This is a genomic window from Elusimicrobiota bacterium (genome assembly GCA_041660185.1).
Lineage (GTDB): Bacteria > Elusimicrobiota > Elusimicrobia > 2-01-FULL-59-12 > 2-01-FULL-59-12 > JBAZWU01.
The window spans coordinates 1-19,375 of record JBAZWU010000003.1 but is presented as its reverse complement, the minus strand read 5'-3'; the positions used below and the strand labels follow the sequence as shown (position 1 = coordinate 19,375).

20 protein-coding genes and 1 tRNA gene are annotated in these 19,375 nt (G+C 55.5%); 13 read left to right on the top strand and 8 right to left on the bottom strand.

Annotated elements, in window-relative coordinates:
• Positions 1 to 18: 18 nt before the first annotated feature.
• The 3 genes from WC859_03735 to WC859_03725 all read right to left on the bottom strand — a co-directional run bounded on the left by WC859_03735 (position 19) and on the right by WC859_03725 (position 1,171).
• A complete protein-coding gene (locus WC859_03735; protein MFA5975258.1) occupies positions 19 to 306 on the bottom strand; it encodes a hypothetical protein in 288 nt (95 codons plus the stop codon).
• Positions 307 to 386: 80 nt separating this feature from the next.
• Complete coding sequence (locus tag WC859_03730; protein ID MFA5975257.1) at positions 387 to 764, bottom strand: response regulator; 378 nt, start codon at positions 762 to 764, stop codon at positions 387 to 389.
• Positions 761 to 1,171: a response regulator gene (locus WC859_03725; GenBank protein MFA5975256.1), complete on the bottom strand. Its 411-nt coding sequence runs from the start codon at positions 1,169 to 1,171 to the stop codon at positions 761 to 763. Before WC859_03725 ends, WC859_03730 begins: the two co-directional genes overlap by 4 nt.
• 218 nt (positions 1,172 to 1,389) lie before the next feature.
• Here WC859_03725 and WC859_03720 point away from each other — a divergent pair, with 218 nt between their 5' ends.
• Positions 1,390 to 1,977, top strand: a complete 588-nt coding sequence (locus WC859_03720; GenBank protein ID MFA5975255.1) for a flavodoxin family protein — start codon at positions 1,390 to 1,392, stop codon at positions 1,975 to 1,977.
• 17 nt (positions 1,978 to 1,994) lie between these two features.
• On the opposite strand, the gene WC859_03715 is transcribed toward WC859_03720, so the two are convergent.
• From WC859_03715 to WC859_03700, 4 genes are all read right to left on the bottom strand, one after another.
• Positions 1,995 to 2,195, bottom strand: coding sequence for a DUF2892 domain-containing protein (locus tag WC859_03715; protein ID MFA5975254.1), 201 nt, complete (start codon positions 2,193 to 2,195; stop codon positions 1,995 to 1,997).
• 29 nt (positions 2,196 to 2,224) lie between these two features.
• A complete protein-coding gene (locus WC859_03710; protein MFA5975253.1) occupies positions 2,225 to 5,413 on the bottom strand; it encodes an efflux RND transporter permease subunit in 3,189 nt (1,062 codons plus the stop codon).
• Positions 5,410 to 6,774: a TolC family protein gene (locus WC859_03705; GenBank protein MFA5975252.1), complete on the bottom strand. Its 1,365-nt coding sequence runs from the start codon at positions 6,772 to 6,774 to the stop codon at positions 5,410 to 5,412. Before WC859_03705 ends, WC859_03710 begins: the two co-directional genes overlap by 4 nt.
• Positions 6,775 to 6,860: 86 nt before the next feature.
• Positions 6,861 to 7,439, bottom strand: coding sequence for a sigma-70 family RNA polymerase sigma factor (locus WC859_03700; protein ID MFA5975251.1), 579 nt, complete (start codon positions 7,437 to 7,439; stop codon positions 6,861 to 6,863).
• A gap of 298 nt (positions 7,440 to 7,737) precedes the next feature.
• On the opposite strand from WC859_03700, the gene WC859_03695 reads away from it, so the two are divergent.
• The 9 genes from WC859_03695 (at position 7,738) to pyk (ending at position 15,783) form a co-directional block, all read left to right on the top strand.
• Positions 7,738 to 8,961: an aminotransferase class I/II-fold pyridoxal phosphate-dependent enzyme gene (locus WC859_03695; protein ID MFA5975250.1), complete on the top strand. Its 1,224-nt coding sequence runs from the start codon at positions 7,738 to 7,740 to the stop codon at positions 8,959 to 8,961.
• A gap of 226 nt (positions 8,962 to 9,187) precedes the next feature.
• The gene (locus WC859_03690) at positions 9,188 to 9,643 is read left to right on the top strand and encodes a CZB domain-containing protein (GenBank protein MFA5975249.1); all 456 of its coding nucleotides are present in this window, start codon (positions 9,188 to 9,190) and stop codon (positions 9,641 to 9,643) included.
• A 41-nt stretch (positions 9,644 to 9,684) separates the two neighbouring features.
• Positions 9,685 to 10,317: a carbonate dehydratase gene (gene can, locus WC859_03685; GenBank protein ID MFA5975248.1), complete on the top strand. Its 633-nt coding sequence runs from the start codon at positions 9,685 to 9,687 to the stop codon at positions 10,315 to 10,317.
• A gap of 148 nt (positions 10,318 to 10,465) precedes the next feature.
• Complete coding sequence (locus WC859_03680; protein ID MFA5975247.1) at positions 10,466 to 11,242, top strand: winged helix-turn-helix domain-containing protein; 777 nt, start codon at positions 10,466 to 10,468, stop codon at positions 11,240 to 11,242.
• Positions 11,239 to 11,520, top strand: a complete 282-nt coding sequence (locus tag WC859_03675; protein ID MFA5975246.1) for an STAS-like domain-containing protein — start codon at positions 11,239 to 11,241, stop codon at positions 11,518 to 11,520. Before WC859_03680 ends, WC859_03675 begins: the two co-directional genes overlap by 4 nt.
• An 80-nt stretch (positions 11,521 to 11,600) precedes the next feature.
• Positions 11,601 to 12,791, top strand: a complete 1,191-nt coding sequence (locus tag WC859_03670) for an ATP-binding protein (protein MFA5975245.1) — start codon at positions 11,601 to 11,603, stop codon at positions 12,789 to 12,791.
• A 283-nt stretch (positions 12,792 to 13,074) separates the two neighbouring features.
• Entirely contained in the window at positions 13,075 to 14,103 is a 1,029-nt protein-coding gene (locus WC859_03665) for an ATP-binding protein (GenBank protein MFA5975244.1), read from the top strand.
• Between the two features lie 7 nt (positions 14,104 to 14,110).
• Positions 14,111 to 14,197 (top strand) — tRNA-Ser (locus tag WC859_03660).
• A gap of 506 nt (positions 14,198 to 14,703) precedes the next feature.
• Positions 14,704 to 15,783, top strand: a complete 1,080-nt coding sequence (gene pyk / locus WC859_03655; GenBank protein ID MFA5975243.1) for a pyruvate kinase — start codon at positions 14,704 to 14,706, stop codon at positions 15,781 to 15,783.
• Here the strand turns inward: pyk and WC859_03650 are convergent, their stop codons facing one another.
• Complete coding sequence (locus WC859_03650) at positions 15,784 to 16,770, bottom strand: transposase (GenBank protein ID MFA5975242.1); 987 nt, start codon at positions 16,768 to 16,770, stop codon at positions 15,784 to 15,786.
• A 125-nt stretch (positions 16,771 to 16,895) separates the two neighbouring features.
• Between WC859_03650 and WC859_03645 the strand changes: the two genes are divergently transcribed.
• From WC859_03645 to WC859_03635, 3 genes are all read left to right on the top strand, one after another.
• A complete protein-coding gene (locus WC859_03645; GenBank protein ID MFA5975241.1) occupies positions 16,896 to 17,492 on the top strand; it encodes a phospholipase D-like domain-containing protein in 597 nt (198 codons plus the stop codon).
• A gap of 50 nt (positions 17,493 to 17,542) precedes the next feature.
• A complete protein-coding gene (locus WC859_03640) occupies positions 17,543 to 17,779 on the top strand; it encodes a thioredoxin family protein (GenBank protein ID MFA5975240.1) in 237 nt (78 codons plus the stop codon).
• A 140-nt stretch (positions 17,780 to 17,919) separates the two neighbouring features.
• On the top strand, positions 17,920 to 19,375 hold a 1,456-nt coding region (locus WC859_03635; GenBank protein ID MFA5975239.1), incomplete at its 3' end, for an ABC-F family ATP-binding cassette domain-containing protein.

The window sequence follows — 19,375 nt, the reverse complement described above, 5'->3', positions numbered from 1 at the left end:
GTTGGCGTGAATAGTTGTTTAAAATGTATCGATGAGGACCCCCCTCCAGACATTTTTGCTGATCATGGCGGCCTGTTTTTGTATCAGTTCTCCCGGAGCCTGCGATTCATTAGTCCCCTTCCAAGAGCCTGAACTCTTTAGCCTTCCCTCGTCCCCGCCTCCGCTGGCGGCCGCAGGAGAGACCTCTTCCCCCAGGGCTATTTCTGATAGTGGTTCAGGGAATTCGTCTGCCGCATCCATGCCGATGAATTGGAACGCTTTCTTTTTTGAGATGAGTCTTCCTCGGCTCTTCTCAGACGAAGACATCCTCTACTCCCCCGGGCGAATGCCTATCCCGCTGGACGAGCCCCAGGAACCCGTCTTTACCAATCTGGTTTGATAGTGGATCAGGACTGAACTAGCGTAGCGACCCGGTGGCGAAGTTCGCTGACATCGAAGGGCTTCGCCATGTGGCAGGTTCGGGTGGCTTCCATTTCATGGATCAGGGGGACCTCTTTGAAATGGCCGCTGAGGAACATCAAGGGTGTGTTTTGACCGGAAGGCCGGCGGCGAATGCTGCGGGCGATGTCATAACCGCTGATGACCGGAAGCCGGATGTCCAGAATCACCAGGTCCGGTTCGATGTTTTCAAATAAAAGCCCAGCGTTTTCTCCGGAAGGCAGGGTGATCACATCATATGTGGGCGACAGAGCCGCGGTTAAGAGGCGCCGAACGACCAGGTCATCATCGATCACTAGAATTCGTTTATGAAGGGTTGTTTTCATGAAGGTTCCTCTGGATAACGGTGTTTTCGTCCAAGAAAGACGTCGATGATCCGCGCCAGTTCCCGGATATCTAACGGTTTGGGGAGATAAAAGTCGCCCCCGGACATAAACCCTCTCAGCCGGTCGGCTTCCTCGGAAAGTGCGCTCAAAAATATAATCGGAATGGCGTCTAATTGCTTTTCCTGCCGCAGCCGGCGACACAGCTGCCAACCATCTTCCTGTGGCATTCGAACATCCAGAATAATCAGATCAGGCTTAAAAGGTTCCAGGGTGTCCGACAGCTTCTCACCGGACGGCAGGGCCAGGACCTTATAATTGGTGGAAAGCGCACGCTCAATGGTTTCGCGCACAATGGGTTCATCATCGATGCACAGGATTCGCGCCGGCCGGTTGGGTTCCATCGTCATAGAGTTCCCTCGATTCTGTTTAAAGGGATATGAGCCGTTTTGCAAGGAATGAGAATGTTAACTAATACATGTAAAGTTGCCAGCCTATCCGCAGGATGGATTTGATCTAAATTTATGGTAAATTTCTTAAACAGTCGTCATCCCCGCAAGTCGTAGGCGGGGATCCATCATGGATGTATTGATCCCCCGCTAACAACCGCGGGGGATGACGGAGGAAAATGAAAGTAGTCGCATTTAACGGGAGCCCGCGGGAGAATGGTAATACGATGCGCCTCATCAGGAGGACACTGGAAGAACTCGAACGCGAAGGCATCCGGACGGAAGTCGTGCAGGTGGGCGGGAGTTCTATCCACGGATGCCGGGCGTGCTACCGTTGCAAGAAGAACAAGGACCAGCGCTGCTCCCATGACGATGATATAGCCAATGCCTGCATCGTCAAAATGATCGAGGCGGATGGCATTTTATTGGGATCTCCAACGTATTTCGCCGATCTTTCACCGGAAATGAAGGCGTTGATTGACCGGGCCGGCTTTGTGGCGCGGATGAATGGCGACTTTCTCAAGCGTAAAGTCGGCGCCGCGATCGTGGCGGTCCGGCGAGCCGGAGCGGTGCATGCGTTCGATTCGATCAATCATTTCTTTACCATCAGCCAGATGATCATTCCTGGCTCGAGCTACTGGAATGTCGGGATTGGGCAGGAGCCCGGAAGCGTTGAACGCGACGAAGAGGGACTCCTCACCATGAAAATACTGGGTCAGAACATGGCTTGGCTGCTGAAAAAAATCGGGCCATCGGAAAAACCGTAGCCGTCCTTCCCCCTCGCCTAATTCCTCATGGGGCCGGAAAGCCCCGCCTTTTTCAGTAGGTCCTCCATCAGGCACCACTTGGTTATCGAGGATTGAATCAGATTCACCCCGACAAAGGCGGTGAACCAGAGCCAGTTTGGGTTGACCCAATGGACGAGCGCGAGACTCAGTAGGATAAGAATTCCAGCGATCAGACGGATGCGATGTTCGAGTGTCATGGGCGGGCCTCCTCTTCGATTCGCTTCGCTCACTCAGAGCGGTGAGCGGAGTCGAACCGCTTTTCAAATCGGCGGGCCAGCAGGTAATAAAGAACCGGGACCGCCACGCGGGAAAGCAGCGTAGAAGCCACTTCGCCCGCCATCAATGCCACAGCCAGACCCTGAAAGATCGGGTCAAAGAGAATCACGCCGGCACCCACCACGACCGCGGCCGCCGTCAACAGCATCGGCCGAAACCGGACAGCCCCGGCGTCAATGACCGCTTCTTTCAGCGGCATTCCTTCCTTCCGTCGGAGCTGAATGAAATCCACAAGAATGATGGAATTGCGCACCACGATCCCGGCTCCGGCAATGAAGCCGATCATGGAGGTGGCTGTAAAGAAAGCCCCCAGCATCCAATGCGCGGGGAGAATCCCGACCAGCGTGAGGGGGATGGGAGCCATGATGACAAGCGGTACGGTGAAGGATTCAAACCAGGCCACCACCAGGATATAAATGAGAAGGAGAACAATCGCAAAGGCGATGCCCAAATCCCGGAAGACCTCATAGGTGATGTGCCATTCGCCGTCCCATTTGAGCGCGGTTTCCTGGGAAGTGGCTGGTTGCCTGGCGTAGTATTGGTTCAGATTTATCCCCATGGATTGGGCGAGTGCGTCAATCTTCGGCCGCAGCGCCAGAATGGCATAGACCGGGCTTTCCTGCCGGCCCGCCACGTCCGCGATGATATACGAGACCGGCATCAGGTTCTTGTGATAGATCGGCTGGTCTTCCAGGCCGGGGGAAAGCCGTGTCAGGTCTCGCAGGGCGATCGGCGTGCCGTTGCGCGAGAGCATCCGGATAGAGCCGACCGCCTCCAGATCCCACCTGGACTTTTCCGGCAGGCGGAGCCGGATTTCGACCGGTTCCAGGTCTGTTTCCGTGTGGGCGATATCCACGGTGCTGCCGTCGAGTGCGAGGCTCACGGTCTGCGTAATCTGGCTCGGGGCAATGGCGTTGAGCGTGGCTTTTTCTCGGTTAACATTCAACGTGTTTTTAGGCTGGGTCTCCGGGATATAAGTATCCACATCGACAATCCCATCGGATTGTTTCAGAAGCCGTTGCAGCTGCTGCGCAAACAATCGTTGTTTGTCGGCGTCAGGGCTATAAATTTCAAAGACAAGGGTGGACAAAACCGGAGGACCCGGAGGGACCTCCGCCACCTGCAAACGCGCGCCGTATTTGTCGGCGATCGCGTGGAGCGGACCCCGTGCTTCTTTGGCGATGGCATGGCTCTGACGTTTCCGTTCGTGGCGTCCGTTCAGGTTTACCACCAGATCCGCTTGATTCGGGCGCTGGCGTAAGAAGTAATGGCGGACCAGCCCGTTAAAGTTATAGGGCGCGGCGGTACCCACATACGATGTGACACGGCGGACCTCTGGAATTTTCTGAAGCACTTCGGAGAGCTCCGCTGCCGCCTGCCGGGTCTGCGCGAGCGTCGAGGATTCGGGCATGTTCAACACCACCTCGAACTCGTCCTTGTTATCGAAAGGCAGCATCTTGACCGTAACGCGTTTGAAGGCAATGAGGGACATCGCCGCCAGCAGCAGTATTACCATGCTCGTCAGGTACCATCGCCGGGCTCTGGCATTTTCCAGGAGGGTTCGCATGCCGCGCCGATACAGCTGGTCTAACCGACCCTCCCGGTGGGCTTTGCATTCTTTGGGTTTCCACCAGTCCAGGATATGCGCAAACGCCCAGGGGGAAATAATGAACGCAATCGCGAGGGAGAACAGCATCGCGAAAGAAGCCCCCACCGGGATGGGCCGCATATAGGGTCCCATGAGCCCGCCGACAAACGCCATGGGAAGGATGGCGGCGATCACGGTCCAGGTGGCCAGGATCGTCGGGTTGCCGACTTCCGCCACGGCTTCGACCGAGAGCTGCCAGATCGTCCGGCCGTCTTTCATCATGGAATGGCGATGGATGTTTTCGACGACGACGATGGCGTCGTCCACCAAAATGCCGATGGAGAAGATCAGCGCGAACAGCGTGATCCGGTTGAGTGTGTATCCGAAGAGGGTGTAAATGACCAACGTCAGCGCCAGCGTGACCGGGACCGCGATCAAAACGACCAGCGCTTCGCGCGGGCCCAGGGTGAGCGCAATCAGGAGCGTGACCGACAGCGTTGCCAACAGGACATGAAACAGCAGTTCATCGGATTTCTGTTTGGCGGTTTCTCCATAGTTCCGTGTCACGCTGATTTCGAGTCCGGCGGGGAGCGAGGGTTTCATCTGGTCGACGCGCTTTAAGATGTTTTTCGCCACGTCCGTGGCATTGGCGCCTTTGCGTTTGGAAATGGCTAATGTGACGGCCGGTGATTGGCCAGAAGCCTTCCCAGCCGTCCAGACCTCCTGTTCGTTTTCATCCGGGCCGTCTGTGACGGCGGCCACATCGGTCAACTGGACCGGGCTGCCGCCGGAGGTCCCGACAACGACGCGCTTCAGGTCATCCGTGGAGCGGATGAACGCGTCGGTTTCGACGAGGATCTGCTGAGTAGCCTGGGTGATGTGCCCTGCCGGTAGGCGTCTGTTGGAGGCCTGCAGGAGCCCGGCGATTTCCAGCGGCGTGATCCGGTACAGCGTCAGCTTGGCTGGATCAAAATGCACCAGAAACTGCCGCTTTCGTCCTCCGATAAGGGTTGTTTCCGAAACGTTTGGGACGGCGCTGACGTCTTGCCGCAACGCCGCAGCGGCCTGACGCAGTTGAAGGCCGTCCAAGTCCGGGCCGTGAAGGGTCAGCGTAAGGATGGGGACATCGTCAATGGAACGAGGTTTGATCAGCGGCTGTCCGCTGCCGAGCGGCAACAGGTCCACGTTCGCGAAAGTCTTGGTGTAAATCCGCGTCATGGCCTCATCCGGATTGGTTCCTACTTTGAAACGGACAATAAAGAGGGCGAAGTTCGGCTCCGCGGTGGTGTAAATGTACTCGACACCCGGAATTTCCCAGAGTTTCCGTTCCCCGACTTTGATGAGGCGCTCTTCCACTTCTTTCGCGCTGGCGCCCGGAAAAGGGACGAACACGTCGAACATCGGTACTTTGATCTGGGGTTCTTCTTCGCGCGGAAGCTTCAGCGTTGCAAAGAGCCCGAGCAAAAGCGCGGCCAGCGCGATCAAGACCGTCAATTTGGAACGGATAAAAGTTTGGGCCAGACGTCCGGCAATCCCCAGTGTATTTTTCATGGACGAACCTCTAGATGCCGGGCGATCTCCTGAATGGCCTTGTCATCCAGGGCGCCCGCGGAACTCAAAAGCTGGACATAGCCGGTATGAATCCTGAAAAGCGTTTGCCAGTAGGCCGCCTCGGCCCGGGCCAACCCTTCCTCGGCACGCAGAACCTCAATAATGCTTTGGCGGCCGGAGCGGTACAGGGGACGGAAAAGTTCCAGCGAGCGGGCCGCGCGCTCTTGGGTTTCTTTGGCCATGGGCAGGCTGGCCAGCGTTCCCTGATAATTTTCATAGGCCTGGCGTACGTCCATCCGGATGGATTCTTCCAGGCTTTCGCGGGAACGTTGCGCCACTTCTTCTCCGGAAGAGGCGGCTGCGCGCCGCGCGAAATAGGCCGGGTCCCCGAACGGCACGCGCGCGGCTACGCCGAGGAGGTGATTGGAAGGATTGGAGCTGAAGTCATTCGTGTTGGTTTCGAGTGCGGCAAAAGCCTGCACGTTGGGCAACACGGTGCGGCGAGCCTGCTGTGCGCCCACCTGCGCCATCGCCACCTGGGAGGCGGCGGATTGCAGTTCGGGCCGGCGGGCTAGGGCCATGTTCAGAAGTTCTGTCCGCGAAGGGATAGCGTAGACGGTTTCCGTGAGAATGCCGGCCGGCTTCCACCCTTCCTTTTTCGTCAGCTCCGCTAGTCGGGCGGCGGCCGTGGTTCGGTCCGTCTGCACCTGCGTGCGCCAGACGTGAAGCCCGCCAAAAATAGATTCGGCGGCGTAGTAATCCGATCCCAAAACCAGGCCGCGGTCTTTGAGCCGTCGGGCATCCTTGATTTCCGCTTCAGAGGCGGCCAACCGGTCCTCCAGGTTTTTCAGGAGGCTATCATCCAGCAAAATTTGCAGGAAAAGCTCCGAGACCTGGGAACGTAGCCCCAGCGCGCGTCCGGATTCTCCGCTGCGCGCGTCTTGCTCGGCCAACTCCGCCTGCCGGATGCGGCTGCTAAGGCTAAAGCCGGTGAAAAGCGGAACACCCAGTTCGAGCGCGCTCTGGATGTTGGTGAGATCTCCCGGGTGATTGAGTGCATCGATGGCAAAGTTGGAAGCGGAAAAGCGTCCCTGTTCCATTAAGGAACCAAAAACGTAAACCGGATGATCGCCTCGCGAAAAGGAGCTCCGCGCCGATAGCAACGGCAGCCGCATCAGGCTTGCCTCGCGCCGGCCCGCTTCCGCTTGTTGAACTTGCGCTTGCGCCGCGCGCAGACTCGGGCTCCGCGACACCACTCGCTCCACTACCGTGGGCAAAGATAAGGGTTCGTCTGCTGCATGCAAAAGCCCGGGCATCACCCAGGCGCTTAAGATTGCTGCGATAAGCCGAGACCGCATCATTTCTTGCCTCCACTCTTTAGATGCATGACCTTCAAAAAGGATTCAGCCGGAAGTGAGACGATAATACAATCGTTGCAGCCGTTTGGCTAGGGATGGAAAGGTAAAAGCTTTTCGCGCAGGAAGAGCCGGCCGCGGTGCAGCCGGGACTTGACGGCCGCTTCGCTCAGCTGAAGCTGGACAGCGGTTTCTTCCGTAGAGAGTCCCTGGATGTCGCGCAGGGTCACGACCAGGCGGTAATCAGCCGGGAGAGCTTCCAGCGCGTGAATGACCGCCTCCTGCAGTTCCCGGCGTTTGGCGGCGGCAACCGGGTCCGGTGCCGGGTCTTTGAGGTGGTCTTGGAAGGATGCAGGACCCTGATCTGAATCCTGAAGTGAAGCATCCAGTGAAACAGCCGCAGAGCGATGCTTGGAGCGCAGGCGCATCAGGCACAGATTGGCCGCGATCCGGTAAAGCCAGGTGCCCAGCTGAGAACGGTTCTGAAACTGCTGGATCTTTTCCAATGCGGTCACGAACGTGTCCTGGTGGACGCCGTCTGCCTCCGCCGGAGCTTGGGCGCATACCTGCCGGGCCAACCGGAAAATGGGGTCCCCGTACCAGCGGATCAGTTCCGCAAAAGCTTCCCGGTCGCCGGCCTGGCTGCGGCGGATGAGTTCGGATTCATTCATCGTTGGATTACTCTACGAATTTTGTGTGCCTCGGTGAAGCGGGTACAATGTTACGCTCCCGTCATTCCCCGCGGTCGCTGGCGGCCCCGACCTCCCGTCGACGTGTTCTTCGACGGGGCCGCACCGACTGTTCGATTCCATGGGAGGACGGTGCGGGGAATCCAGAAAAACTATTACATGGCATGATGGATCCCCGACAGGGTCATTCGGGGATGACGACACAGCCTGTCCTTCACAGATGTTCTGATATTCCCTGACGTTTGAGGGACGTCTTGAAAAAGATAGAATTGAGCCCGTTATGAGCGATCCCAAGACATTTGGCGAAAAAGTCATCGAAGAATCCAAAAAACTTCTTGAAGCCGGGCTGGATGCCAACCAGATAGCCGGAGCCCTTTGCCGGAAGGACCCCCAAGGGAAAAACTATGGGATAGGAAACCTTCTGGAAGGCGACGGCAAGCCCATGGCTACTTCTTCAACGCTCCTGGATTACGCAAAGGCCGAGTTGATGGAAAGCACGAAGGGAAACTACCTCAACTCCGAGGCTTTGATGGGGGAAATGACCGAGTCTGTTCTTCGCTGGCAGGGGATCCCTGAAACGCTCTGGCCTCACTTTACATTGCTGCTTCCTTCCGATGCAGGGACCGGCGCGGTACAGACCGCCATCCAGGCGGCACTTCTATCGCAACCTGGGCTGACCACCCTGGCGGTGGAAAAACTGGGTTGGCCTGCTTACCGGGCGCTGGCCAATACCGCGCGTCTTCAGTTTCAGGAGTTTCCAAGCGATGGGGTGGCCACCGGCGCGGGGGTTCTCCCGCTTTATCAGGCTGGACCGCTGAATACAACGGGGCACGTTTCAAACCGGGACATTGTTCAAAAACGCGCCCGCGACGCCAAAGGGGCGCCCGTGATACTGGACCGGGCCTACTCCGGTTTCGAATTGGCGCGGCACCTGGATGAGATGCCCTACGAGGATCTGATGCGAAAAAGTTTCCAGGGTCAGGTGGAGCCGTTTGTGGAAGCAGAGACTTCTTTCTTTGTGGCCCTCAGCCCGACGAAGGCTTTTGTGACCTTCGCTCTTCGCCCCTGCGGGATGTTGCTGGCCTTTACTCCGGAGCGCACCCGGAAAGCCGAGATCACCCGGCTCCTGACGGGAATCATCCGGGCGCGCGGATCCTCTTTTGAACATCCGGTGACGCGGGCGTTTGTCAAAGCCATGGTCAAGGATCGTGCCCGGCTTCAGGCGGAACACAGCCAGGCTCTTCGCCGCGTCGCGAACGCCCAGGCGCTCTGGAAAAAACTCTCTAAAGGAACAGCGATCGAAGCCCTGTTCTCCGAAACATACGCCGGTCTTTTCCGAAACCCCAAAGTCCAACCCGGTGCCGCAGCAGAAATCTACGGAGCTCACTTCTATCCGGTGTTCACGCAGGACCGGTGCCGTCTGAATATTACGGGTCTTCCATCAAACGAGACGCAGGCCGCCGCCCACGTAGCACTTTTTGCCCGCCATTGTGAAGGAGCCTGAGAAATGGCTCCGTTGCTATTTGTCTGCGGACCGTGCGGCCGGCGCTTTGAAGCCAAGGGCCGTCGCGTCGAGTGGGCCAGCTCGCTCTATGGTCCCTGCCACGAATATGTAGCTGATTGCCCGTCCTGCGGAAAGCCCGCGAAAGAGTACCGTGCGAAGCCGTCTCACGCGGGACACTCCGAAGACGGCTGCGGCGAAGACGCCTGCGCACCTTCGGGAGGAATGGGTGGCTGCAACGGCTGCCCTTGCGCTGGCTGAGTTTCCACGAAATTCGGAGCACTCAAAGGAGCGAATCATGATGGATATGGCTAAAGCAGAGTTACGCGATTCTTTAATTAAAGCGCAAGAGGCCCATTTAGCCTGGAAAGCGCAGTTGTGGAAAGCGGTGGAATCCGGTCAATGCGATCTCCTGCCGAAAAACATTCAGCTTGAAGACCAGTGCGAATTAGGAAGAATCCTGAATGGTATTAGTCCGTCAGAATTGAAGACTCAGTCCCGTTATCTGAGTATTCGATATTTACACGCCGCATTCCATATTTTGGTCGCGGAAATCCTTAACTGCGCTTTTAAGGGAAAGAACCGCGAGGAATGCCTTACGCTACTTTCGGAAGGCAGCCTGTACTCCAAAGCCAGTTCAGCGTTGATCCTGGGGCTCAGAGCTTGGGAAGAAGATTTGGAATAAGTCAGTTCGTCCTCCTCTGAGAAGTAAGCCAAAGATTCTTGATGACCAACAAGCTGATGAAATTGACCCACCTTTTCGGTAACAATCGGGTCTGGTCAAAGCAGATGACCCGGCAGGATGCGGTCTTTTTTCGAAGGCTTGCCGAGCAACAATCGCCCAAATACCTTTGGATCGGATGCTCGGATAGCCGTGTGCCCGCCAATGAAATCGTCGGGCTCCTCCCGGGCGAGTTGTTTGTGCATAGAAATATTGCCAACCTGGTTGTTCCGACGGATCTGAATTGCCAGTCAGTCATTCAGTATGCGGTCGAGGTCCTCAAAGTCGAACACATTATTGTTTGCGGCCATTATGGGTGCGGAGGGGTCCGGGCGGTGATTGAAAAAATGGAACTGGGATCGATCAATGATTGGCTGAGCCATCTGGCCCAGGTTGAAGAGAAGTTCGCCTCTCTGCTCAAAACACTTCCGACGAATGAGGCACGCGCGAAAAAACTGTGTGAATTGAACATCGCCGAACAGGTCCGGCACGTCTGCCAGGCACGGGCTGTTCAAAAGGCCTGGAAAGCACGGCAGCGCCTGGCTGTTCACGGATGGGTTTATGGGCTGGACGACGGTTTGTTGCGGGATTTGTTAGAAAATCCCGTGACCTCCGCGGCTGAAAGTTTAATACTTTAATATCTGATGGCCGAGGTTTTGGGTTCCGGTGGCGGAGGGGCGGGTGAGCGAGCGCCACACGTTAGGCGCTCCCCGCCTGTAGTGTGGCGGGGGTTTAAAGCCCTTGCTATAGTTTATAGTTTACTGTAAACTATAAACTATAAATGAAATGAAAACCCAAACGCGCGCTCAAATACTCAAAATAATTGAGAAAAGTGGAAAAATTCGGCCTTTTGAATTGCGGAAGTCTTTGAATATTTCTGCTCAAGCGATTCATCGCCATTTACGGAATCTCACCCAGCAAGGGATGGTTGAGATCAAAAAATCAGGTTCTTTTACTCATTACGCGTTAGCCGGGGTACCGGATCTCGCGGCGGTCTCTAAGTGGATGAATGCTCGAACGGTGCCCAAAGGCCCTGAATCGTTTGTCTGTGAAACGCGGGAGGTTTTCACCGGTAGACTGCCTCATTTGAAATCCTTTATTATAAATGGGCTGCCAGAGGACCTTCTGCCGCTCGTCATTTCTACGGTAGCTGAAGTCGGAAACAACTCGTTCGACCATAATCTGGGGCAATGGCGGGATGTCCCCGGCTGCTGGTTTGAGTCCCAAGTCACTGGGCGGCATCTTTGGATCTGTATTACCGATAGGGGCCAAGGTATCTTCCAGTCGTTGATCAAAGTTTATCCTACTCTGGCGAACGAACAGGACGCTCTAAACGCGGCATTCGAAACCATCATTTCCGGCCGCTCACCCGAGCGGCGCGGGAATGGATTAAAATTTGTCAAAAATAATCTCTCGATGACGCCTGGCGGCGGCGTCGCTTGCATTTCCGGGACCGGGCGTGTTTTCTATGGGGAACAAGGGGAGAAGTGCATTGCTCTTTTAGATAAAAATTTCACCAAAGTGAAGGGCACCGTCACCCTCATGGTCTGGGGACTCTCATGAAAGTCGAAGTCAAAAAGTTCGGAGAAATTCTCACATCCCGGCCCTCCGGCCGGGAAGCGGGTCTAACCATTAAGGCTTATTTTAAACCAGAACCGGGAGATCGAATCGAGCTCGACTTCACCGGCGTTCTTGCCATGGGTCCTTCGTGGCTGGATGAAGTGCTTACGGTCTTACGCAGCGAGTATGGGGAAGAGCGCGTCATTTGTCTTCCGAGTAAAAATGCCTCTGTCTCTGAGTCGCTGAAAATTATCGAAAAGCAGCGCGGGAAACAGGAATAAATCGGGCGGCGATTTATATGAATGTTAGTCAGTTTATCAAGTTTTCATAAACTATAGTAATTTTGATATAAATATCTAGAATGGACCCTATTAAGAATCCTTATGCTCCTGGCGCCGGCACCCCGCCTCCTGAATTGGCTGGGCGTGATGATTTGATAGAGATGGTCCGAATCGCCCTGGAGAGGGTTCGGGCCAGTCGTCCAACGAAGAGTGTCTTATTGGTTGGACTTCGAGGGGTCGGCAAAACCGTCTTGCTGGATCGCATGCGGGAAAATGCGGAAGCTACCGGCATCCACACCCTTCGCGTGGAGTCGCCCGAGAGCCGTTCTCTGCCGGCCATTCTTGCGCCCCAATTGCGTCAAGCTTTGCTGCGACTATCGCGAAATGAAAAGGCTAAAGAACTGGCGCAGCGCGCGCTTCGCGGCTTGGCGGGTTTTGCCAGGGCGTTGAAGGTCAAATACCATGACATTGAAGTCGGGTTTGACTTTGAGCCGGAGCCCGGGCTTGCCGATAACGGCGATCTCGAGCATGACCTGCAAGCCTTGCTCGAAGTGACCGGTGCGGCGGCGAAAAACGCGGGAACAGCGTTGGCGATGTTTGTTGATGAGCTTCAGTATGTCAACGAGGGGGAACTGGCGGCGCTGATTACCGCGTTGCACCGTACGGCTCAGAGGAATATGCCGGTCGTGCTCGTTGGCGCCGGGTTGCCCCAGTTGCCGGGCCGGATGGGCAGAGCCAAGTCTTATTCCGAGCGCCTTTTCGATTTCCTCACAGTGGGTCCGCTGACGCCTGATGCGGCGCGAATCGCCATCGTAAAACCCGCAACGGAGCAGGGCGTGCAAGTCAATGACGATGCATTAGAACACATCATTGAAAAAACACACAGATATCCCTATTTTCTTCAGGAGTGGGGCAAGCACGCCTGGGACGCTGCCGAATCGTCCCCCATCGATTTGAGAGCGGTCGAGCAGGCCTCTCAAACCGCTATCGCGGCGCTGGATGAGAGCTTCTTTCGAGTTCGGTTTGATCGATTAACTCCGCTGGAGAAGAGATACATGCGTGCGATGGCGAATATTGGCCCCGGGCCGCACCGTTCAGGGGACATCGCGGATCAACTTGGCAGGGAAGTGACGTCGCTCGCTCCAACACGAAGCCAACTGATTGCCAAGGGTATGATCTGGAGCCCCAGCCATGGCGACACGGCTTTCACGGTGCCGCTGTTCGATGAATTTATGAAGCGAATCATGCCGGGCAACGACTGGAAAACATAGTTTGGAGGCGAAAGGGGCTGAGCGCCTGCTGCCGGTAGGCAGGGTCGAAAGCTTAATGGTTCCGGAGTGCGGAGGGTCCTTCACCGCCTGTTTAGTAGAGGTGGTGATGGCCATCGTCCATAAAGGCATAGGAACGATGGAACCGAGCGTCTTGAAAAATTAAACGAGGCCAAACCTACCGCACATTTCCGTCGAGTGGTTTGGGACTGAGTAAGACCGAAAGAGACTGATTGGGACCGTTAGGCCGTAAACGAGGCCGTAGTGAGCCGTAAAGGAAAGTGTCATGGACAGACCCGAAGAGCTCTTTCATCGCATCGAGAAGCAAGGCTTAACCACCATTGAAGAATTCATTCGAACACGGCAATCTGAGGAATTCTTTCTCGACTTCAAGCGGTCTGCCAATGATGGGGCTGCCGGTTCGTTGCATCAAGGAGATAGGCAAAATCTGGCCAAAGCTTTATCGGGATTTTCTAATTCCGAAGGGGGAGTCTTGGTGTGGGGGGTGGATTGCTCTCAAGACCCAAATTTAGGGGACGTGGCAAAAGCCAAAATTCCTCTTATAGATGCCCCGCGATTTTTGGCAAGCATTGAAGGAGCAATTTCGGGTCTCACGGTGCCACCAGTACAAAACGTAAGGAATATTGCAGTCGTTCAGGACGGTGCGAGAGGCTATGTGACGACGTTGATTCCAAAAAGCCAGATCACTCCTCATGAGTCTCTATACAACCACCAGTACTACATGCGTGCGGGCTCGAGTTTCGTGCCAGTGCCTCAAGGTGTGCTGGCAGGGATGTTTGGTCGTCGGCCTCAGCCAAATGTATTTGTGATGTATACAATCGGGAATGCGAAGCGTGAAGAAGATGCCATAATTATTCAAGTCGGTATTTTGCTTCATAACGGAGGCGCGGGAATTGCGCGAGATATTTTCCTGAACGGGCGATTGATTTCGGAGCCTGGGGATAACTGTAAAATGGGTTTTGAACTGACCGATCGACAGCATTGGACTGGCAACTTTGCCTTTGGTTTCAGGATGAATATTATTGCTTCCGAGGGGTTGAGATTAGCTCCCGAAAGCGAAATCCAGCCGGTAGTGTTCAATTTACATCTCAAGCCCCCGTTCACTCGGGACCTTAAGGTCGATTTGCATTGCGGCGCTGATGGGTCGTTGCCTCACAAAGGGCAGTTGACGAGCACAGCCGCTTTAGTGAAAGAGGCGTACGATAAATTGATGAGTATGAATGATTTGAAAGGAACTTCTGGGATTATTTCACGCATGATTGGGAATGACACTGAAGACAGGCCCAGCGCATAACAAATTTGGAGGGATGGCCGAGCGGTTGAAGGCGTCCGCCTTGAGAGCGGATATGGGCGCAAGCTCATCGGGGGTTCGAATCCCTCTCCCTCCGTTTTATTTGGCGGTGCATATTTGATGATGACAGGAAATAAGAAATGAGAACAGATGTAATTGGGCGAGTCCGGAACACATCACTACCGGCGAGCAGGCCGTTACTTCCGGTGTATGAAGCAGTCGTGAATTCCGTCCAAGCCATAGAGGATGGGAAGCAAGGCGGCCATATCTCAGTCAGAGTTATCCGAGTACCCACTCTATCGTTAGACGAATCCCCCGAGCTTGGCGAAATTGCTGCTTTCGAAGTAATAGATGACGGAGTCGGTTTCAACAAAACACCTGGGTGTCAGGCACCTAACAGGGGGAATGACCTGATTTGGGGCAAGAGATCCGGGGTGCCCCGTTGATTATATTGAACCGTTTCAAATGAAACAGTTCCAGAATGTTGAAACGGTTATGAAACGGCTAATGAAACAGTTCTTCCAAAAGGGGCTTAACGAAAGGGGTATCGCCTGTCTGGTGCCTGTCACCGTCACCACTGAGATGGGATGAGGCGAATAAATCATGCATGATGCAAACCATCGGACGAAGATCGTGGCCACCCTCGGCCCCGCGACGGATAACCGTGCCGTTCTGAGCGAGCTGATCCGGCTTGGTGTGGATATTGTCCGGGTGAACGCGTCCCACGGGACAGTAGACGAGCACCATCGGCGGATCTTGTCCGTCCGGCGGCTCGCGCGGGGGCTGCGCAAACGAGTCGAGGTGCTGATCGACCTGCCGGGACCAAAATTCCGGCTGGGGAAGTTCGCGCGCGGATCAGTGGAGCTGTCAGCCGGCCAAACGGTCCGGCTCGTGCCGCCGGGTGTTTGCCGGCAGAAAGGCTGTTTGCCTTTACGGCAGCCGACCCTTCTCCCGCTGATCAGGCCGAAACAGCCTGTATTTCTGGCCGACGGTCTAGTGGAACTCCAGGTCCTGCACGTGATGGGCAGAACCGCGGTTTGCCGTGTGGCGGCCGGCGGTGTGGTGCGGTCCGGGTCAGGCCTTAATCTGCCGAACACGGACTTCCCGGTCGTTCTTCCCACGTCTCAGGACAAAGAGTGGATCCGTTTTGCGGCTCGCCACAAAGCCGAGTGGCTGGCGGTCTCTTTCGTACAAACTCCGGAGGACATCCGCCGCGTGCGGCAGGCCGCTCATGAATGGCGGCACCGGCCGCAGATCATGGCGAAGATCGAGAAAAGAAAGGCCTTAGAAAACCTGGAAGCCATTGTTCAGGAAGCGGATGGCGTGATGGTGGCCCGCGGCGATTTGGGTGTGGAAACGCCGCTAGAAGAAATCCCTTTCGCTCAGAAGCGGATCATCGCTGTAAGCAATTTTTATCGCAAAAAGGTCGTAACAGCCACCCAAATGCTGGAATCGATGGTCCTGCAGCCGATGCCGACCCGCGCGGAAGTGACGGATGTTGCCAACGCGGTCATTGACGGGACGGATGCGGTGATGCTCTCGGCAGAGACCGCCATCGGGCGCTATCCGGTCAAATCGGTAGAGATCTTGTCCCGCATTCTTTCATCGACCGAAGAAGTCCTCCGGACCGGGACTTTTTTAAAAAAGGGTCGCATCTCGAACATCGGGGACGTTCTTAGGTAATTAGGTTTTCGAGAGGATTTGCCGAAGGTCAAAACGGTCGGCGAGTCGGCGGCCCCGTTCGCGAGCTTCACAAACAGAGGGGGGAGAGATCCCAATCACATTGGCCATTTCTTGTCCACTTTTACCTAGCCAGTCGATCCCGGCGTAGACAAATAAGGCTCGAGCTTGAGCCACCAATCGGTGACGGTCCGGACGACTGATCGCACCAGGATCTACCCCCACCCACCCGGCGATCCTTTCTTGGAGTTGCTCCAAGGTCCATCCTGATTGCAGGGAATCCCGTTTTTGCCGGTCTTCTTTTTCGGCGGTGTTCCAGATTTGCTCGACAAAATCAACCCCGCCTAAAATTCTTGTGTCGTAGGCTTGACGGACTCCTCCCCCCGGGGGCTGAATGATTTTTTCAAGACCTTCCAGATGTTTTTGTTTTCCTTGGTTCCAGCCGTCCAAGAGAAGCCGCTCGTAAGCCTGTCTGGATTGGAGAAAGGTTGATCCAAAATGCCCAAGGACTCCGTCTGTTTCTTGCCAGGGACGCGGAATACGTCCCATCAAGGCACTGTGGCCTGTCCAGGGGTATCGGGCTAGTTCTTCCAGGGATTGAACCAATCGTGCACGTACCGGATTCAGGTGGATGTAACGGATTAGTTCTAAGAAGTAAGGATCTTCTTCGCAGAGAATCGACCGATACCGGTTCTGGAAGAGATGCCCGGCGCGCGCATAGCGACGGTTGAAGGTGGTTGCGTAGCCGGTTAAGAGCGGATGCATCAGAGAGACCAGACCGCGGGCTCCGGACAAGATCAAAAGATGAAGATGATTGGGCATGAGCGCCCAGGCGAAGCACCGGCTCCCGCTCTTCCGAAGGCCTTTCGCCAGGCGGCGAAGAAAATCTTCGTAGTCCCTTTTCTGCCGGAAGATGCGCCGACATTCGATACCCCGGGCAATGACGTGATAAAACTGCCCGGGAAGGTTAAGGCGCGGAAGACGAGGCATAGGAGTCTATCTACTTAGAGCAAGAATGTCGGGATTTATTCAGGGAACCTAATTACCTAAGAACGTCCCCTGGTTTTTGTTTGCCCCTTGTCAGGGGAGGTGTTCCCGCTTATCCTTATCGGGCGATGCGCATAACTCTCAGAAGGGCGGCTATTTTTCTGCTGTTGAACGGCCTGGTGTCGTTTCCGGCGCTGGGCAGCGATGTTTATTTCTCCCCGGAAGGCGGGATCCGGGACCAGATCATCCGCCGGATCAATACCTCCCGAGCCACGATCGATGTAGCGGTTTATTCGTTTACATCCGGCGAAATTGCACAAGCGCTGGCGGATGCCGCCAAAAGGGGGGTTCGCGTGCGGGTGATTCGGGATGCAGGCCAGTCCCGAAACAGGAACGATGAAAACGATTTTCTGGCCCGCCAGGGGATCCCGATCCAGATCCGGTCTGGAAAAGGCCGGGGGGTCATGCACGATAAATTTGCGATCTTCGACGGAAAAGAAGTATTTGTCGGGAGCTATAACTGGACGGCTAACGCGGAACACAACAACTGGGAAAACGCCCTTTTTACCAATGAGAAAAAAGTCGTGGACTCTTACACAAAGGAATTCACTGTTTTGTGGGGAGCTCTCGCCAGAACCGGACGAAAGAAAAACGTCATCGGCCGGTTGCCTTTCTTTAAGGGATCCCTGTTGAACGGGGCCGCTCCCCTTCCGCTTCCCCGCTGACGCTATTCTGGTTTTCTTTCTGGCATAATTGAAGGACGGAGGACCCAACGATGAAAAAAATCCAGATTATGGGCACAGGATGCGCGAAATGCCAGCGGTTGACGGATCAAACCAAAATCGCGGTGAGGGCGCTCACCCTTGACGCTGATGTTGAGAAAGTGACCGACATGAAAGCCATTCTGGCCGCGGGTGTGATGACCACTCCGGCGCTGGTCGTAGACGGGAAGGTTAAATCCACGGGCCGCGTACCGTCGATCGAAGAGATCAAATCACTCCTCATCAGCTGATCAGGTTCTTACAACTTGGTGACTGTCACCGGGTGTTTGGACCTAAAACTGGTCAAAATATTTGTTCGCGACAAAAAGAGTACGCTCAATATTCTAAATTCAATCGTCACTCCGGGTGACTGGCACAAGGGTGTTGTTCCATGATTACATTACGGAATGTCAGCAAATCGTTCGGGACGCAGACCTTATTTGAGGAGGTGTCCCTGCAGATTAATGAACGGGACCGTTTTGCCCTGGTCGGGCCGAACGGGGCCGGGAAATCCACGCTCTTTAAGCTCATCATGGGCGCGGAGCCGCCGGATGCCGGAGAGATCAGCCTGCGTTCGGGGGTGACCTTCGGATACCTCCCGCAGGAGGTCGCCACGTTTCATTCCCGGACCGTGTTGGAAGAAGTTCTTGGAGAAGCCGGGATGGCTTCGGTGTTTGAGCCAAAGGCCAAAAAAATTCTCATGGGCCTGGGTTTCCGGGTGACGGATTTCGAGCGGCCGGTCCAGGAGCTCTCCGGCGGATGGCAGATGCGTTTGGCGATCGCCCGGTTGCTTCTGGAGGAGCCGGATCTTCTGCTGCTGGATGAGCCAACCAACCACCTGGATCTGGAATCGCTCCTCTGGTTCCAGAGCTATCTTCAATCGTATCGCGGAGCGATCTTTCTCATCTCGCATGACCGCGCCTTCATCAACGCGCTGGCCGATCGCGTGGTCGACTTGCGGGGCCATCGGTTGAAAGTCTATACCGGCACCTTCGAGGATTACGTGGACCAGCGCGAGCGCGACAAGCAAAATTTAATCGCCGCTTACGAGCGCCAGCAAAAGGAAATCGCTGAAGCGGAAATCTTCATCCGTCGATTCCGCGCCAAGGCCTCCACCGCTTCACGGGCCCAGGCCAAGATTAAGCAGTTGGAAAAAATGGAGCGGATCGAATTGCCCGAGGAATTGAAAACCGTCGGTTTTTCATTTCCTCAACCGGCGCGCAGCGGGCAGAACGTGCTGACGCTCAAGGACGCCTGGCAGTCCTATGATGGGTCCCGGTGGGTTTATCAGGGATTGGATCTGACGTTGGAGCGCGCCCAGCGAATCGCGTTCGTCGGGCCGAACGGGGCGGGGAAATCCACGCTCTTGAAAATCCTGGCCGGTCTCCTTCCGATTCAAAAGGGGGAACGCCGTCTGGGTCATAACGTAGAAGCGGGGTATTTCTCCCAGCATCGTTCGGAGATGTTCAAGCCCGGACGGACCGTTTTCGAGGAAGCCTGCGACACGCGGCGTTCGCACTCCGAGACCGGCCTGAGGACCGTGCTCGGATCGTTCCTCTTTTCGGGTGATTCCGTTAGTAAGAAAGTCGATGTCTTGAGCGGTGGGGAAAAAAGCCGTTTGGGGTTAGCCCGGCTTCTGCTCGATCCTCCCAATCTGTTGCTTCTCGATGAACCCACCACGCACCTGGATATCGCGAGTGTTGAAGTGCTGATCGAGGCGCTGAAATCTTTTGAAGGCACGATCTGTGTCATCAGCCACGATGTCTACTTTTTGCGGCAGATCGCCAATCATGTTCTGCATGTGAATCAGGGGCGAGTCACTCTCTACCCGGGCGATTACGATTACT

What these genes read in the sequence shown, in the direction of transcription:
- WC859_03665 (MFA5975244.1), top strand. Translation starts at nt 13,075, where the DNA reads ATGGACAGACCCGAAGAGCTCTTTCATCGCATCGAGAAGCAAGGCTTA.
- WC859_03640 (MFA5975240.1), top strand. Translation starts at nt 17,543, where the DNA reads ATGAAAAAAATCCAGATTATGGGCACAGGATGCGCGAAATGCCAGCGG.
- WC859_03695 (MFA5975250.1), top strand. Translation starts at nt 7,738, where the DNA reads ATGAGCGATCCCAAGACATTTGGCGAAAAAGTCATCGAAGAATCCAAA.
- WC859_03730 (MFA5975257.1), bottom strand. Translation starts at nt 764, where the DNA reads ATGAAAACAACCCTTCATAAACGAATTCTAGTGATCGATGATGACCTG.
- pyk (MFA5975243.1), top strand. Translation starts at nt 14,704, where the DNA reads ATGCATGATGCAAACCATCGGACGAAGATCGTGGCCACCCTCGGCCCC.
- WC859_03670 (MFA5975245.1), top strand. Translation starts at nt 11,601, where the DNA reads ATGGACCCTATTAAGAATCCTTATGCTCCTGGCGCCGGCACCCCGCCT.
- WC859_03725 (MFA5975256.1), bottom strand. Translation starts at nt 1,171, where the DNA reads ATGACGATGGAACCCAACCGGCCGGCGCGAATCCTGTGCATCGATGAT.
- WC859_03645 (MFA5975241.1), top strand. Translation starts at nt 16,896, where the DNA reads ATGCGCATAACTCTCAGAAGGGCGGCTATTTTTCTGCTGTTGAACGGC.
- WC859_03705 (MFA5975252.1), bottom strand. Translation starts at nt 6,774, where the DNA reads ATGATGCGGTCTCGGCTTATCGCAGCAATCTTAAGCGCCTGGGTGATG.
- WC859_03710 (MFA5975253.1), bottom strand. Translation starts at nt 5,413, where the DNA reads ATGAAAAATACACTGGGGATTGCCGGACGTCTGGCCCAAACTTTTATC.
- WC859_03715 (MFA5975254.1), bottom strand. Translation starts at nt 2,195, where the DNA reads ATGACACTCGAACATCGCATCCGTCTGATCGCTGGAATTCTTATCCTA.
- WC859_03680 (MFA5975247.1), top strand. Translation starts at nt 10,466, where the DNA reads ATGAAAACCCAAACGCGCGCTCAAATACTCAAAATAATTGAGAAAAGT.
- WC859_03650 (MFA5975242.1), bottom strand. Translation starts at nt 16,770, where the DNA reads ATGCCTCGTCTTCCGCGCCTTAACCTTCCCGGGCAGTTTTATCACGTC.
- WC859_03720 (MFA5975255.1), top strand. Translation starts at nt 1,390, where the DNA reads ATGAAAGTAGTCGCATTTAACGGGAGCCCGCGGGAGAATGGTAATACG.
- WC859_03735 (MFA5975258.1), bottom strand. Translation starts at nt 306, where the DNA reads ATGTCTTCGTCTGAGAAGAGCCGAGGAAGACTCATCTCAAAAAAGAAA.
- can (MFA5975248.1), top strand. Translation starts at nt 9,685, where the DNA reads ATGACCAACAAGCTGATGAAATTGACCCACCTTTTCGGTAACAATCGG.
- WC859_03700 (MFA5975251.1), bottom strand. Translation starts at nt 7,439, where the DNA reads ATGAATGAATCCGAACTCATCCGCCGCAGCCAGGCCGGCGACCGGGAA.
- WC859_03675 (MFA5975246.1), top strand. Translation starts at nt 11,239, where the DNA reads ATGAAAGTCGAAGTCAAAAAGTTCGGAGAAATTCTCACATCCCGGCCC.